The 13,188-nt window shown below is 61.8% G+C and carries 14 protein-coding genes and 1 other RNA gene; 4 read left to right on the forward strand and 11 right to left on the reverse strand.

All coding sequences use genetic code 11. The annotated features are described in order from the left end of the window. The first annotated feature begins 93 nt into the window (after positions 1-93). Entirely contained in the window at positions 94-1,464 is a 1,371-nt protein-coding gene (locus PSO31014_RS10425) for a M23 family metallopeptidase (protein ID WP_150551565.1), read from the forward strand. Between the two features lie 92 nt (positions 1,465-1,556). After that, positions 1,557-2,705, forward strand: a complete 1,149-nt coding sequence (locus PSO31014_RS10430; RefSeq protein WP_150551566.1) for an anhydro-N-acetylmuramic acid kinase — start codon at positions 1,557-1,559, stop codon at positions 2,703-2,705. Positions 2,706-2,858: 153 nt separating this feature from the next. On the opposite strand, the gene erpA is transcribed toward PSO31014_RS10430, so the two are convergent. The 4 genes from erpA to rplM form a co-directional block, all read right to left on the reverse strand. Next, a complete protein-coding gene (erpA, locus tag PSO31014_RS10435; protein WP_017235649.1) occupies positions 2,859-3,224 on the reverse strand; it encodes an iron-sulfur cluster insertion protein ErpA in 366 nt (121 codons plus the stop codon). A gap of 97 nt (positions 3,225-3,321) precedes the next feature. Next, positions 3,322-4,365, reverse strand: a complete 1,044-nt coding sequence (gene argC, locus PSO31014_RS10440; protein WP_150551567.1) for an N-acetyl-gamma-glutamyl-phosphate reductase — start codon at positions 4,363-4,365, stop codon at positions 3,322-3,324. A gap of 183 nt (positions 4,366-4,548) precedes the next feature. Beyond that, positions 4,549-4,944: a 30S ribosomal protein S9 gene (rpsI, locus tag PSO31014_RS10445; RefSeq protein WP_010805092.1), complete on the reverse strand. Its 396-nt coding sequence runs from the start codon at positions 4,942-4,944 to the stop codon at positions 4,549-4,551. Between the two features lie 10 nt (positions 4,945-4,954). Next, a complete protein-coding gene (rplM, locus tag PSO31014_RS10450; RefSeq protein WP_010805091.1) occupies positions 4,955-5,383 on the reverse strand; it encodes a 50S ribosomal protein L13 in 429 nt (142 codons plus the stop codon). A 635-nt stretch (positions 5,384-6,018) separates the two neighbouring features. Between rplM and PSO31014_RS10455 the strand changes: the two genes are divergently transcribed. Beyond that, positions 6,019-6,441 carry an OsmC family protein gene (locus PSO31014_RS10455; protein ID WP_150551568.1) on the forward strand — a complete coding sequence of 141 codons (423 nt, stop codon included), beginning with the start codon at positions 6,019-6,021 and terminating at the stop codon, positions 6,439-6,441. An 88-nt stretch (positions 6,442-6,529) separates the two neighbouring features. Here the strand turns inward: PSO31014_RS10455 and rnpB are convergent. From rnpB to pyrC, 3 genes are all read right to left on the reverse strand, one after another. After that, an RNA gene (gene rnpB, locus PSO31014_RS10460) (RNase P RNA component class A) lies at positions 6,530-6,939 on the reverse strand. A gap of 101 nt (positions 6,940-7,040) precedes the next feature. Then, the gene (locus PSO31014_RS10465) at positions 7,041-7,823 is read right to left on the reverse strand and encodes a DUF3025 domain-containing protein (RefSeq protein WP_150551569.1); all 783 of its coding nucleotides are present in this window, start codon (positions 7,821-7,823) and stop codon (positions 7,041-7,043) included. 44 nt (positions 7,824-7,867) lie between these two features. Beyond that, positions 7,868-8,905, reverse strand: coding sequence for a dihydroorotase (gene pyrC, locus PSO31014_RS10470; protein WP_150551570.1), 1,038 nt, complete (start codon positions 8,903-8,905; stop codon positions 7,868-7,870). A gap of 194 nt (positions 8,906-9,099) precedes the next feature. On the opposite strand from pyrC, the gene PSO31014_RS10475 reads away from it, so the two are divergent. Continuing rightward, positions 9,100-9,930: a class II glutamine amidotransferase gene (locus tag PSO31014_RS10475; RefSeq protein WP_017235643.1), complete on the forward strand. Its 831-nt coding sequence runs from the start codon at positions 9,100-9,102 to the stop codon at positions 9,928-9,930. Between the two features lie 75 nt (positions 9,931-10,005). On the opposite strand, the gene PSO31014_RS10480 is transcribed toward PSO31014_RS10475, so the two are convergent. The 4 genes from PSO31014_RS10480 to PSO31014_RS10495 all read right to left on the reverse strand — a co-directional run bounded on the left by PSO31014_RS10480 (position 10,006) and on the right by PSO31014_RS10495 (position 13,166). After that, the gene (locus PSO31014_RS10480; protein WP_017235642.1) at positions 10,006-10,731 is read right to left on the reverse strand and encodes an amino acid ABC transporter ATP-binding protein; all 726 of its coding nucleotides are present in this window, start codon (positions 10,729-10,731) and stop codon (positions 10,006-10,008) included. Further along, positions 10,728-11,408 (reverse strand): glutamate/aspartate ABC transporter permease GltK, encoded by a 681-nt coding sequence (gene gltK / locus PSO31014_RS10485; RefSeq protein ID WP_150551571.1) that lies wholly within the window; start codon positions 11,406-11,408, stop codon positions 10,728-10,730. The genes PSO31014_RS10480 and gltK overlap by 4 nt, the downstream gene beginning before the upstream one ends. Next, entirely contained in the window at positions 11,408-12,148 is a 741-nt protein-coding gene (locus PSO31014_RS10490; protein ID WP_150551572.1) for an amino acid ABC transporter permease, read from the reverse strand. The genes gltK and PSO31014_RS10490 overlap by 1 nt, the downstream gene beginning before the upstream one ends. A gap of 109 nt (positions 12,149-12,257) precedes the next feature. Continuing rightward, positions 12,258-13,166, reverse strand: a complete 909-nt coding sequence (locus PSO31014_RS10495) for a glutamate/aspartate ABC transporter substrate-binding protein (RefSeq protein ID WP_150551573.1) — start codon at positions 13,164-13,166, stop codon at positions 12,258-12,260. Positions 13,167-13,188 lie beyond the last annotated feature (22 nt).

The following is a 13,188-nucleotide window of genomic DNA, read 5'->3' on the forward strand; positions in this document are numbered from 1 at the left end:
GCGACGCCGGGTTGCCCCGGAATTCCGATAGGCAATCTCGAAGCGTGCCGCTCCGCCCGGGCTTTTTTTGTAAGTTGCGCAGAATTTTACGTGATGTGGCCAAAACTCCGTGATTTTTTTGCGCGTGAACTGCTGACGCTGATCGATCCCACGCAGCCCAAGCACCGTCGCAGGAAGGTGCAAATCGTGGCAACGGTCGGTTCTGCCCTGACGTTGGGAATGGTGACCGCTTTCGGCGTGGCACCGATGGTGCCCGACGCGGCCCGCAACGGTGCGAGCGTGACATTGCCGCTCACCTTCCCCGACCTGGCCAAACAGATTCAGCAGCTCGACGCGCAATCCCAGACCTTTATTCATCAAGTGGCCCTGCGCCGCGGCGAAACCCTTGGCGACATGCTCTCGCGGCTGTCGATCCAGGACCCCGCGGCCGAGCGGTTCATTCGTGAGAACGCCGTCGCCCGTCGCCTGATCGGCGTGCCCCCAGGGAACGTCGTGCAGGCCGAGACCGATGACGACGGCAAGCTCGTCTCGCTCTCCACCGTGTTGTCGAATGGCAGCACGGCGGCCCAGCAACTGGTGATCGATCGCAACGACGGCGGTCGCCTGCGCGCCCGTATGGAGCAGCTTGCCAACGATACCGAATGGGCCATGCGCTCCGGTGCCATCGCGGGCAATTTCTTCACGGCGATGGACGATGCGGGCGTGCCCGATGCTGTCGTAGCGCAGATGGTGAACATCTTCTCCGGGGTGATCAACTTCCAGCGTGACGTGCGCCGCGGCGACCGCTTCCGCCTCGTGTACGAGGTGATCAAGCAGCAGGATCGTACCGTGCGCACCGGCCGTGTGCTGGCGATCGAGTTCATCAATCAGGGCAAGACGCACCAGGCCATCTGGTACGCCGATCCGAAGGGCTCGCCCGAGGGCGCGTACTACGGCTTTGACGGTCGTAACCTGAAACAGGCTTTCCTGCGCACGCCGGTCGAATTTTCGCGGATTTCGTCGGCCTTCGGCGGTCGCGAGCATCCGTTCCAGCACAAGTGGAAGAAGCACGAAGGCGTGGATCTGGCAGCGCCTATCGGCACGCGCGTGTTTGCGGCCGGCGACGGCGTGGTCAAGTTCGTCGGCAAGCAAAACGGTTACGGCAATCTGGTCGAGATCGATCACTCAGGCAATTACCAGACGCGTTACGCCCACCTGTCCGGCTTCGGCCAAGGCATGAAGCCCGGCACGCGTGTCACCCAAGGCCAGGTCATCGGCTTCGTCGGACAGACGGGCTGGGCCACCGGCCCGCACCTGCACTATGAACTGCGCTTCAAGGGCGTGCCGCTCAACCCGTTCTCAACGGACGTGGCGGCGGTCGCGCCGCTCTCGGGTCCGCGTCTGAAGCTATTCGACATGTACGCCGAGAACCTTCTCAAGCGCATCGATCTGATGCGCACCGTGCAGGTCGCCGAGCGCGATTGAGGTATGCTGGAGACCGCACTGTGCGGGGAGATAGGTGACTCACCTGTGCCCCCTCCCGGTGCGGATTCGATTTCTCCGGCCCCGCTCTGCCCATGACCGACATCGCTCGCCACCTCGACGCCCCAGCATCTCCCTCCCATTTCATCGGCCTGATGTCAGGCACCAGCCTCGACGGCGTCGACGGCGTGCTCGTCGCGTCAGCCACTGGGCAGGTGCTCGCAGAAGCCTATCTCCCTTTTCCGGGCGATCTGCGTGAAACGTTGATGGTGTTGCAAGCGCCCTCGGAAAACGAGCTGCACCGGGAAGCGCTGGCGGCGAACGCATTGGTGCGAGTCTATGCGGACTGCGTGCGCGAGCTGCTCACGGCCGCCGGATTGCCGGCGTCCGCTATCGCTGCCATCGGCGCCCATGGGCAGACGATCCGCCACCGTCCGGGCGAGTTCGATGGAATCGGTTATACGCGCCAACTCAACGCGCCCGCACTGCTTGCGGAATTGACTGGCATCGATGTCGTCGCAGACATTCGCAGCCGGGATGTCGCCGCCGGCGGCCAGGGCGCACCGCTTGTGCCCGCCTACCATCAGGCGGTGTTTTCGGAGGCCGGGCAAACGCGCGTCGTCTGCAATCTCGGCGGCATCAGCAATGTGACGATTTTGCCAGCGGCCGCATCCGGCCAGCCCGTCTGCGGCTTTGATTGCGGCCCGGGCAATGCGCTGCTCGATGGCTGGGCCGCCCGTCATCTCGGAACCTCGTACGACGACGCAGGCGCCTGGGGCGCCAGCGGACACGTCGACGAGGCCTTGCTGGGCACCTTGCTGAGCGAACCGTACTTCCGTCAGGCGCCGCCGAAGAGCACCGGTCGCGACCTGTTCCACGCGAACTGGCTGGATGCCCAACTGGCGGCCGCTCCAGGCGTGTCGCCGGTGGATGTCCAGGCCACGCTCGTCGCGCTGACCGCGCAGTGTGTCGCCGACGACGTGTTACGTTACGCGCCCGACTGTCGGGGCTTTTACGCCTGCGGCGGCGGAACGCGCAATCATGCGCTCATGCAAGCCATCGCAGCGCGTTTGCCGGGCATGACCGTCGCGACGACCGAGGCGCTCGGCGTACCGCCACATCAGGTCGAGGCCCGCGCCTTCGCCTGGCTCGCGCAACGTTGCCTGGTCAGGCAACCGGGGAATCTTGCGTCAGTCACCGGCGCGAATGGCCCGCGCATTCTCGGCGCGATCTATCCGCACTGAGAGAGGTTCGCCACCGATGCCACGAACGCGCTGGAGGCGTTGAGCGTGACAGCGGTGACGAGGGCAACGAAGGTGACAAGAGCAACGCCCCAATAAGAAAGGGCCCTTGCGGGCCCTGTCTCGTACTGCATCCAGATACTGCTTTCGTGCCGTTCAGACCGAGAACGAAGAACCGCAGCCACACGTCGTGGAAGCGTTCGGGTTCTTGATCACGAACTGCGCGCCATTGATGTCTTCCTTGTAGTCAATCTCGGCGCCGACAAGGTATTGATAGCTCATCGAGTCAATCAGCAGCGACACGCCGTTCTTGTCGAGCACGGTATCGTCTTCGTTGACGTCTTCATCGAAGGTGAAACCATACTGAAAGCCGGAGCAACCACCGCCCTGCACAAAAACGCGCAGTTTCAGCTCGGCGTTGCCTTCCTCGTCGATCAGTTGCTTGACCTTGTCCGCGGCGCTGTCGGTAAAGACCAGGAAAGCGGGCATTTCCGTGACGGCGGCCTCAAGCGGTGCGTTCATCGCAAATCTCCAAAAATCGGTTCGGTATCATTCTAGTCTCTATTCCCAAATTGTGCCGACGGCAGAAAAATCAAGGGCTTAGAGGCCATAAATACCGTTACGGCAGTACGGGAATATGGGTTAGCCCCATATTCTCCGGCAAGCCGAACATTAGATTCATACACTGCACGCCCTGACCGGACGCGCCCTTGACCAGATTGTCCTCGACGACGAGGATCACCAGCGTATCTTCATTGCCCGGACGATGCACCGCCATGCGCACATAGTTCGACGCACGCACCCACCGCGTTTCGGGCATCGAGCCGGCCGGCAGCACGTCGACGAACGGCTCGCCCGCGTAATACGTCTCGAACAATGCCTGGAAGTCGGTGTCGCGTGCTTCGGGCAGGATCGTCGCGTAAAGCGTCGAGTGGATGCCGCGAATCGTCGGCAGCAGGTGCGGCACAAACGTCAGCCCCACGTCGTAGCCCGCAATCGCCTCCAGACCCTGCTTGATTTCCGGGTGATGGCGATGGCCCTTCACGGCGTAGGCCTTGAAGTTGTCGGCCGACTCCGCAAGAATCAGCGACGTCTCACCCTTGCGACCCGCACCGCTCGCCCCTGACTTGGCATCGGCGATCAGGTGCTTGGGGTCGACCAGCTTGCGTCCACCGGCAAACAGCGGCGCGTAGCCCAATTGCACGGACGTGGGGTAACAGCCCGGCAGACCGATCACGCGGGCGCTCTTGATCTTGTCGCGATTGATTTCGGGCAGGCCGTAGACGGCTTCCTCGAGAATGTCGGGGCAAGCGTGGGGCATGCCGTACCACTTTTCGAACGTGGCGATATCTTTCAGGCGGAAGTCTGCCGCCAGATCGATCACGCGCACACCGGCGGCAAGCAGCTCGCGCGCTTGCGCCATGGCCACGCCATGCGGTGTGGCGAAGAACACCACGTCGCAATCGGTCAGACGGGCGTCGTCAGGTGTGCAGAATGCCAGGTCGACACGGCCTCGCAGGTTCGGATACATGTCGGCGACCGGCGTACCCGCTTCCTTGCGCGAGGTAATCGCCGTCAACGTCACTTCCGGGTGCTGTGCCAGCAAACGGAGCAGCTCCACACCGGTATAGCCGGTGCCGCCTACGATACCTACCTTGACCATGTCCTACCCCTTTCAATCAGAACCGCGATTCTATCAAGCTTCCACGACGCGTGTGGGACGGCAACACGCATGAAGCCCGCGCGAGCCACACACACCCAAGGCGACGCACAATAGAAAAAAGGCCGCGCGAGGCGGCCTTTCCTTGCATCCGCCAGAGGCAGATGCAAACAAGCACTCGGGCGATTAACGCTTCGAGAATTGCTTGCGACGGCGGGCCTTGTGCAGACCCACCTTCTTACGTTCGACTTCACGGGCGTCGCGCGTGACGAAGCCAGCGGTCGACAGCGTCGGCTTGAGCGTCGCGTCGTAGTCGATCAGTGCGCGGGTGATACCGTGACGAACCGCACCGGCCTGACCCGTTTCACCGCCGCCGGACACGTTGACCTTGATGTCGAACGTTTCAGCGTGGTTGGTCAACTCGAGCGGCTGACGCACGATCATCAGCGACGTCTCGCGAGCGAAGTACTCTTTGATCGGCTTGCCGTTGACGACGATGTCGCCCTTGCCAGCCTTGATGAAGACGCGAGCAACAGCGCTTTTGCGACGGCCGGTGCCGTAATTCCAATCATTTTTGAACATGGCGTGGCCCTTAGATCTCGAGCGACTTCGGTTGCTGCGCTTCGTGCGGATGGTTACCGTCGGCGTAAACCTTCAGCTTCTTGATCATCGCGTAGCCCAGCGGACCCTTCGGCAGCATGCCCTTCACGGCCTTCTCGAGCGCACGGCCCGGGAAGCGCTCTTGCATTTTGCCAAACGTGGTTTCGTAGATACCGCCCGGGTAACCCGTATGACGATAGTACTTCTTGTCGGTTTGCTTTGCGCCCGTAACTTTCAGCTTGGCAGCATTGACGATGATGATGTAATCACCCGTGTCAACGTGCGGCGTGAATTCCGGTTTGTGTTTGCCGCGCAGACGGCGTGCCACTTCGCTGGCGACACGGCCGAGGACTTTGTCCGTCGCGTCAATCACAAACCATTCGCGCGTCACCTCTGCCGGCTTAGCGGAAAACGTCTTCATGATCGATCCAAATAAAATACATTTGCCCCATTAACATCAACTTCCTGCTTGTCTGCCGGCCGCGTCCGCGCGATTTGCGTCGCATGGCGAAGTCCTGTGCTTGCAGGCTCTCCCTGATGTATCTTCCGTGGGCATTTCCGGAAAAGCCGTTGATTATACAGAAAAAACCACTCATCGGTAAACCGCGTTTCCCGACGCACAAAAAAAACCCGAACCTCATGGGTCCGGGTTAAATCCACCAAAGGAGGAGGGTGGAGGAGACACTGGCAGAATTGCTGTGAAGCACAACAACCAATGAATGAAGTCTAGCAAACCCGATGGTGCGACGCAAGAAAATCTATAGTACGAAATCAATCACCATAATGCGGAATGCTCGAAAAACGAGGGCGTGACAATTATTTTCATTGAAATCAAATAGTTGAGAGACAAATCCTCCGCGCGATAACCTGAGCAGTAGAGTCCCCCCCTAAATATAGGGTTTATCCTCCTGAAATCTCGATCAAAAAAACGCCAATATTGCGACGCAGCAACCCGTGCTGCCAAGGTCGGCATCCCAAGGTCGCGCCGAGCGTCGTACGCACCTCTGCGGAAGCCGTTACAATTTTCGCTTGAACGGGATATCGGGGTTTCGGAATATGGAATGCAAGGTCAGTTGGATGGGCCAGGACGGCATGGCTTTCGTCGCGCAGACGGGAAGCGGGCACATTGTCGCGATGGACGGTGCACCGGAGGGTGGCGGTCACAATCAGGCACCGCGTCCGATGGAAATGCTGCTGGTCGGCACGGGCGGATGTACCGCGTATGACGTGGTGCTGATTCTCAAGAAGAGCCGGGCCGAAGTGAAGGATTGCAGCGTCACGCTCAAGGCCGAGCGTGCCAGCGAGGATCCGAAGGTCTTCACCAAGATTCACTTCCACTTCACCGTCACGGGCCGCAACCTGAACCCCGCCACGGTAGAGCGCGCGGTGACCCTCTCTCACGACAAGTACTGCTCGGCATCGATCATGCTCGCGAAGACGGCGGAGATCACCCATAGCGTCGAGATCGTCGAAGGCTGAGAACCGCGCGGTCCGGCCATTTGTCGCCGACGCGATGACGTTAGAAACACAAAAGGCTCCCACCGGGAGCCTTTTGTGTTCTGTTCGGATGCAGAGCCGGCCGATAAGCCGGATTCTGTGAACGCGACTCGCGCCGCGCCTGACAATCATTCCTCTAGGCGACGCATCACTGCGCCGCTCAAGCTTCCTACCCGCAGGCTCCCGGGGGCCCCGTTGCCGACATCCGCACAAGGCGCATGCCGTTCACCTGCCTATTTGGAATTGCTCCGGGTGGAGGTTACCGTGCCGTGTGCGTTGCCGCACGCCGCGGTGCGCTCTTACCGCACCGTTTCACCCTTACCTGATCCGCCTGGCTTGCGCCAGGGGCCATCGGCGGTCTGTTCTCTGTTGCCCTGTTCCGCGTCTCACGACGGATGGCCGTTAGCCATCACCCTGCCCTGTGGAGTCCGGACTTTCCTCCCCCTCCCAAAGGGAGGCGGCGATTGTCTGGCCGACTCTGCGGGGCGAAGTGTATCACGCACCCCGCCGTGCCGCCGCCCTACCTCCGCGCCTAACTCTGCCCGACGTCCGCCCTCCCGGCCCACGCGCCACCGGGACACTCAGCTCGTCCGACGCCGGCCAGGCCGGAAGACCGAGGTGTCCCGATAATAGGCGGGGTCGTGGTTGGCCGGCCACCAACCGGGGATGCCCAGCACCGGCAACGGCGCGAAGTCGCGTGTCGTGAGCGGCCCACTGGCGAGCCCCGGCGCGATCCGGGCGTCAAGCCAGGCGCGGCGCGCAAGGGGTGTCCAGTCAAAGTAGGCTTGTGGCACTTCCACGATCCACGCGTGCGAGGTCACTGCCGGGTACGGGGCAACGAGCTTCTCCAGCAACGCATGTCCGAAAGGCTGCACCTCGCAGGCGCGGCCCCAATCGGCACGCCGAGCAACGAAGAGCGTGCGCCAGTCGAACATCCGTAGCGCCTTGCCGAGGGCCGGGTCGCTACACGCGAAGAGGACGGCGTTCTCGTCGAAGAGCGTGGCGGCATCGCGCGTGGCACCGCGCGTGCCTTGCACACCGTCGACGGCGATGGCGGCGGCCTGACGGGCGTTGAGCGCCGCCTTGCCGCGCGGATAGGCCAGCCAGATCAGCGCATTGAAGAAGTCATGCAGATTAGGGCGCGTCGGCACCCCGCCTGTGTCCGCGATGAAGGCCTCGTAGGCGGTGTCGGCGGGAAGCGCCTGCGGGGCGACGAATCGCAACGCCCGCCCCCGCCCACTCACCTGCCCGGCCGCCGCCGCTTGCGCCGAAAGCGCCTCGCGCCAGTCAGCGGCCAACAAGGCGTCCCGCCCCCGCTCGGCGAGCGCATCGAACCAAGGGGCGTGCCAGTCGATTGCCGGCAAGCCTGTCCGCGTGGACGCCAAAGGCGCCGACGCGTCCTCTGGACTCACCCCTTGAGCTTCCAACCGATGACTTCACCGCCACGCAGCGGCACGACAGTCGCGTCGCCCATCGGCAGCTCTGCCGGCAGTTCCCAGTTTTCGCGCACCAGGGTGATCTTGTCAGTATTGCGCGGCAGTTCGTAGAAATCCGGGCCATGGAAGCTGGCGAACCCTTCGAACTTGTCGAGCGCCCCCGCCTTGTCGAAGGCTTCGGCATACAGCTCCACCGCGTGCAGCGCCGTATAGCAACCAGCGCAGCCGCAGGCGGCCTCCTTCACGTCGCGCGCGTGCGGGGCGCTGTCGGTGCCGAGGAAGAAGCGCGGGCTGCCCGAAGTGGCCGCTTTCACGAGCGCCTCGCGATGCGTTTCGCGCTTTAGCACCGGCAGGCAGTAGTAATGCGGACGAATACCGCCCGTGAAAATCGCATTGCGGTTGTACAGCAGGTGATGCGCGGTGATCGTGGCGGCAATGGGACCGTCGGCCTGCGCCACGTACTCGGCGGCGTCCTGGGTCGTGATGTGCTCGAACACCACCTTGAGCCCTGGGAAATCTCGGCGCAGCGGCGACATCACGCGGTCGATAAAGACCTTTTCGCGATCGAAGATGTCGATGTCGCCGCTCGTCACCTCACCATGCACGAGCAGCGGCATGCCAACGTCCTGCATCGCTTCGAGCGCGCCGCGGCACTTGGCCAGATCGGTCACCCCGGCGTCGGAGTTCGTCGTGGCACCGGCGGGGTAGAGCTTCACCCCGTGCACGAAGCCCGACGCCTTCGCGCGACGGATTTCGTCGGCAGCCGTGTTGTCGGTCAGATACAGGGTCATGAGCGGCTCGAACGCATTGCCGGCCGGGCGTGCCGCGAGAATACGCTCGCGATACGCCGCGGCGAGTTCGGTCGTGGTGACCGGCGGCTTGAGGTTCGGCATGATGATCGCGCGCCCGAACTGGCGGGCGCTGTCGGGCAGCACGCTCTTGAGCACGTCGCCATCGCGCACGTGCAGGTGCCAGTCATCGGGGCGGGTGATAGTCAGTTCGTTGATCATGGGCGTTTTCCGGGAGCTGGGGGAGACGGCTAGCCCATGAGACCGTTGCGGCGCGGTGACGCGTCGGCGCGACGGACCGATTGGGCGGGAATGTACGTACACAGGGGCCAGTGCTATGCTTGTGCAACCCCATATTGTACTGGTTGCGGCGCTCCGACACGACGAGCGCAACCCATCTTCGATTGACCCGCCCCATGTGCCAACTGCTCGCAATGAATTGCGCGGAACCGACCGACATCACGTTCTCATTTACCGGTTTCGCGGCGCGTGGGGGCGGCACGGATCACCATGCGGACGGCTGGGGCATTGCGTTCTTCGAAGACAAGGCCTGCCGGCTGTTCATCGATCACCAGGCCGCCGCGAACTCGCCCATCGCCGAGCTGGTGAAGAAATACCCGATCAAGTCCAAGAACGTCATCGCGCATATCCGCAAAGCGACGCAGGGCATCGTTGAGCTGGAGAACTGCCACCCGTTCCAGCGCGAGCTGTGGGGACGCCACTGGATCTTCGCGCACAACGGCGATCTGCACGACTACGATCCGTTTCTCTCGGGCGTCTACCAGCCCGTGGGGACGACCGACAGCGAGCGCGCCTTCTGCGACATCATGCAGGGCCTGCGCAAGCGCTTCCCCGGTTCGCAGCCGCCGCTCGACGAATTGTTCCATGCGGTCGAGGACATTACGCGCACCATCACGCGCCACGGCGTATTCAACTTCGTCCTCTCGAACGGTCAGGCGTTGATCGCGCACTGTTCGACACGGCTGCACTTCATCGCCCGCCAGTGGCCGTTCACGAAGGCGCATCTGATCGACGCAGACTGGGAAATCGATTTCTCCAAGTTCACGACGCCGGCCGATCGCGTGGCGGTGATCGCCACGGCGCCGCTCACCGACAACGAAGTCTGGACGACCTTCGCGCCGGGCGAGTTGATTCTCTTCGAAAAGGGGGGACCGTCGCTGCGCACCGTAGTGCCGATTCCCGAAGCGGTTCGTCTGCGCAACGAGCAGAACACTGCCTGCCAGTAAGGCCGCGACGACGCCGACGCGCATAAAAAAAGCGTGCCCGAAGGCACGCTTTTTTCATTCCACCGGCAACAACGATCAGTGCAGGATCTTGGCCAGGAAGTCCTTGGCGCGGTCCGACTTCGGATTCGCGAAGAACTCGTCCTTCTTGTCGTCTTCGACGATGATGCCTTGATCCATGAAGATCACACGGTTCGCGACCTTCTTGGCGAAGCCCATTTCGTGCGTGACCACCATCATGGTCATGCCTTCCTGCGCCAATTCGACCATCACGTCGAGCACTTCGTTGATCATTTCCGGGTCGAGGGCCGAAGTCGGCTCGTCGAACAGCATGGCAATCGGGTCCATGCACAGGGCGCGGGCGATGGCCACGCGCTGCTGCTGACCGCCCGAGAGCTGGCCCGGGAACTTGTGGGCATGCGCCGTCAGGCCGACGCGCTCGAGCAACTTCAGCCCCTTGACTCGGGCGGCGTCCTTGCTGCGACCGAGCACCTTCACCTGCGCAAGCGTCAGGTTTTCGGTGATCGACAGGTGCGGGAACAGTTCGAAGTGCTGGAACACCATGCCAACGCGCGAGCGCAGCTTGGCCAGGTTCGTCTTCGGATCGGCGACCGATGTGCCATCGACGATGATCTCGCCTTGCTGGATCGGTTCCAGACCGTTGACGGTCTTGATGAGCGTGGACTTGCCCGAACCCGACGGGCCGCACACCACCACGACTTCACCCTTCTTGACTTCAGTGGAGCAGTCCGTGAGCACCTGGAACTGGCCGTACCACTTGGAGACGTTTTTAAGGGTAATCATTTCGCCAACCTCTTCTGAAGACGTTTAACCGACATCGAAACCGTGAAGCAGATCACAAAGTAGACCGCTCCGGCAAACACAATCATTGCGGGCAACGTGCCGTCACGCTGGCCCACCTGGTACGCCATGCCGAAGAAGTCGGCCAAGGCGATCGCGTACACGAGCGAGGTGTCCTGGAACAGAATGATGCCCTGGGTCAGCAACAACGGCACCATGTTGCGGAATGCCTGCGGCAGCACCACGAGCGCCATCGCCTGCCAGTACGACATGCCCAGCGCATAGGCCGCGGACATTTGGCCGCGCGATACGCTCTGGATACCCGCGCGAATGATTTCCGAATAATACGCCGCTTCGAACAGCGAGAAGGCGACGAGTGCCGAGACCATCCGGATGTCCCAGGTCGGCGGCACATCGAGCACCGAGCGCAGCACCTGCGGCACGATCAGGAAGAACCACAGCAGCACCATCAGCAGCGGAATCGAACGGAACAGGTTCACGTACAGATCCGCAAACCATTTCAGCACGGTCACGCCCGACAGACGCATCATCGCGAGCATCGTGCCCCAGATGATGCCCACGACCACGGCAAGCACCGTGATCTGCAGTGTGGTGATCATGCCCTTGACGAGCAGCGGCATCGCGTCGATGGCGCCACCCCATGCGAAGATCTCACCCATTATTTGCCCCCGATGTAGCCCGGCAGGCGGGTCTTGGCTTCGATGAAGCGCATGAGCACCAGCACCGCGACGTTGATGATCATGTACGCGATCGTCACAGCAATGAACGACTCATAGCTATGCGCCGTGTAATCGATGAGCTGCTTGCCCTGCCCGGTCAGTTCGAGCAGGTTCACCGTCGAAATCACGGCCGAGTTCTTGAAAATATTGACGAATTCCGAGGTCACCGGCGGGATCACCACACGGAAAGCCACGGGCAGCAGTACGAAGCGGTACGTCTGCGGCAGCGTGAGCCCCATGGCCAGGCCGGCGCTCTTTTGGCCCTTGGGCAGGGAATTGATACCGGAGCGCACCTGCTCACACACCCGGGCCGCCGTAAAGAGCCCCAGGCCGATCACGCCGGTGAGCAGCGAGACGTTCGCCGGATTGAGCGCGAACAACCACGTACGCACCGATTCCGGCAGGAAGTCGGGCGCCACGTAGTACCAGAAAAACAACTGAATAAGCAACGGGATGTTCCGGAACAGCTCGACGTAGGCCGTCGCGAAGCCGGATATCCATTTGTTGGGGATGGTGCGCATCACGCCGAGCACGGAGCCCACGATTAGCGCAATGATCCAGCCGCCGAGGCCAACTTCAAGCGTGAGCTTGAAGCCCGAGAGCAACCACCCGAAATAGGTCGTCCCCTCGCCCGTTGCCACAGGCTGGAAGAAAAAACTGAAATCGAGACCGAGAGCCATGATCTCCCCTTTTCTACTTGTCTTGCTTAAAAAGAAGCGGAAGGATTGGCTCCTTCCGCTTCGGCATTACGCACTGATGGTGCTCGGCGATTCGTGAAGCCTGCGAGGCTTACTTGGCGCCTTGAACGTCAGCGTGGTCGTTCGGCGACTTCCACAGCGCGGCCATTTCGGCCGACGGGGGGAAGTCCATATTCACGCCGCCCAGCGCAGCGATCGGCTGCTGGAACCACTTGGTGAAGTCCTTCTGCGCCTGGCCCGACTTCTGGTAATCGGCAACGGCCTTGTCCACCAGCTTCTTGAAGGCCGGATCGTCCTTGCGCATCATGCAGCCGTAGGCTTCGTACGATTGCGGCTTGCCGACGATGCTGTAGTCCTTGGCATCCTTGAACTTGGCGCGCTCGCCGGCGAGCAGGGCGTCATCCATCATGAACGCGACGGCACGGCCCGAGTGCAGCGTGATAGCGGCTTCCCCGTGGTCCTTGGCGCTGATGATGTTCATGCCCATGTTGTCCTTCTGGTTCATCTCGCGCAGCAGACGCTCCGAAGTCGTGCCCGCCGTGGTCACGACGTTCTTGCCCTTGAGGTCGGCGAAGTCCTTGATGCCCGAGCTGTTCTTCGCCAGCAAACGCGTGCCGATGATGAAGAACGTGTTCGAGAACGCGGCCTGCTTCTGACGCTCGGCGTTGTTCGTGGTCGAACCGCACTCCATGTCGATCGTGCCGTTCTGAACCAGCGGAATGCGGTTCTGCGACGTGATCGGCGTCTGCGTGACCTTCAGGTTCGGCAGCTTCAGTTCCTTCTTGACTTCGGCCACGACGGCCATCGCCACATCATTGGCATAGCCAACGACATTGTGGTTATTGTCATAGAACGAGAACGGAATCGACGATTCGCGGTTACCCAGCGAGATAACGCCGGTGTCCTTGATCTTCTTGAGCGTACCGGTTTCCTGCGCCTGGGCAGCACCTGCCATCAAGCCAACACAGCACATCGCCAATGCAATTTTCGAGAGGGTCATTCTTTAGTCTCCTTGGCAAAAA

The organism is Pandoraea soli (genome assembly GCF_902459595.1).
In the GTDB taxonomy this organism is placed as follows: domain Bacteria; phylum Pseudomonadota; class Gammaproteobacteria; order Burkholderiales; family Burkholderiaceae; genus Pandoraea; species Pandoraea cepalis.

What these genes read in the sequence shown, in the direction of transcription:
- PSO31014_RS10425 (WP_150551565.1), top strand. Translation starts at nt 94, where the DNA reads ATGTGGCCAAAACTCCGTGATTTTTTTGCGCGTGAACTGCTGACGCTG.
- PSO31014_RS10430 (WP_150551566.1), top strand. Translation starts at nt 1,557, where the DNA reads ATGACCGACATCGCTCGCCACCTCGACGCCCCAGCATCTCCCTCCCAT.
- erpA (WP_017235649.1), bottom strand. Translation starts at nt 3,224, where the DNA reads ATGAACGCACCGCTTGAGGCCGCCGTCACGGAAATGCCCGCTTTCCTG.
- argC (WP_150551567.1), bottom strand. Translation starts at nt 4,365, where the DNA reads ATGGTCAAGGTAGGTATCGTAGGCGGCACCGGCTATACCGGTGTGGAG.
- rpsI (WP_010805092.1), bottom strand. Translation starts at nt 4,944, where the DNA reads ATGTTCAAAAATGATTGGAATTACGGCACCGGCCGTCGCAAAAGCGCT.
- rplM (WP_010805091.1), bottom strand. Translation starts at nt 5,383, where the DNA reads ATGAAGACGTTTTCCGCTAAGCCGGCAGAGGTGACGCGCGAATGGTTT.
- PSO31014_RS10455 (WP_150551568.1), top strand. Translation starts at nt 6,019, where the DNA reads ATGGAATGCAAGGTCAGTTGGATGGGCCAGGACGGCATGGCTTTCGTC.
- pyrC (WP_150551570.1), bottom strand. Translation starts at nt 8,905, where the DNA reads ATGATCAACGAACTGACTATCACCCGCCCCGATGACTGGCACCTGCAC.
- PSO31014_RS10475 (WP_017235643.1), top strand. Translation starts at nt 9,100, where the DNA reads ATGTGCCAACTGCTCGCAATGAATTGCGCGGAACCGACCGACATCACG.
- PSO31014_RS10480 (WP_017235642.1), bottom strand. Translation starts at nt 10,731, where the DNA reads ATGATTACCCTTAAAAACGTCTCCAAGTGGTACGGCCAGTTCCAGGTG.
- gltK (WP_150551571.1), bottom strand. Translation starts at nt 11,408, where the DNA reads ATGGGTGAGATCTTCGCATGGGGTGGCGCCATCGACGCGATGCCGCTG.
- PSO31014_RS10490 (WP_150551572.1), bottom strand. Translation starts at nt 12,148, where the DNA reads ATGGCTCTCGGTCTCGATTTCAGTTTTTTCTTCCAGCCTGTGGCAACG.
- PSO31014_RS10495 (WP_150551573.1), bottom strand. Translation starts at nt 13,166, where the DNA reads ATGACCCTCTCGAAAATTGCATTGGCGATGTGCTGTGTTGGCTTGATG.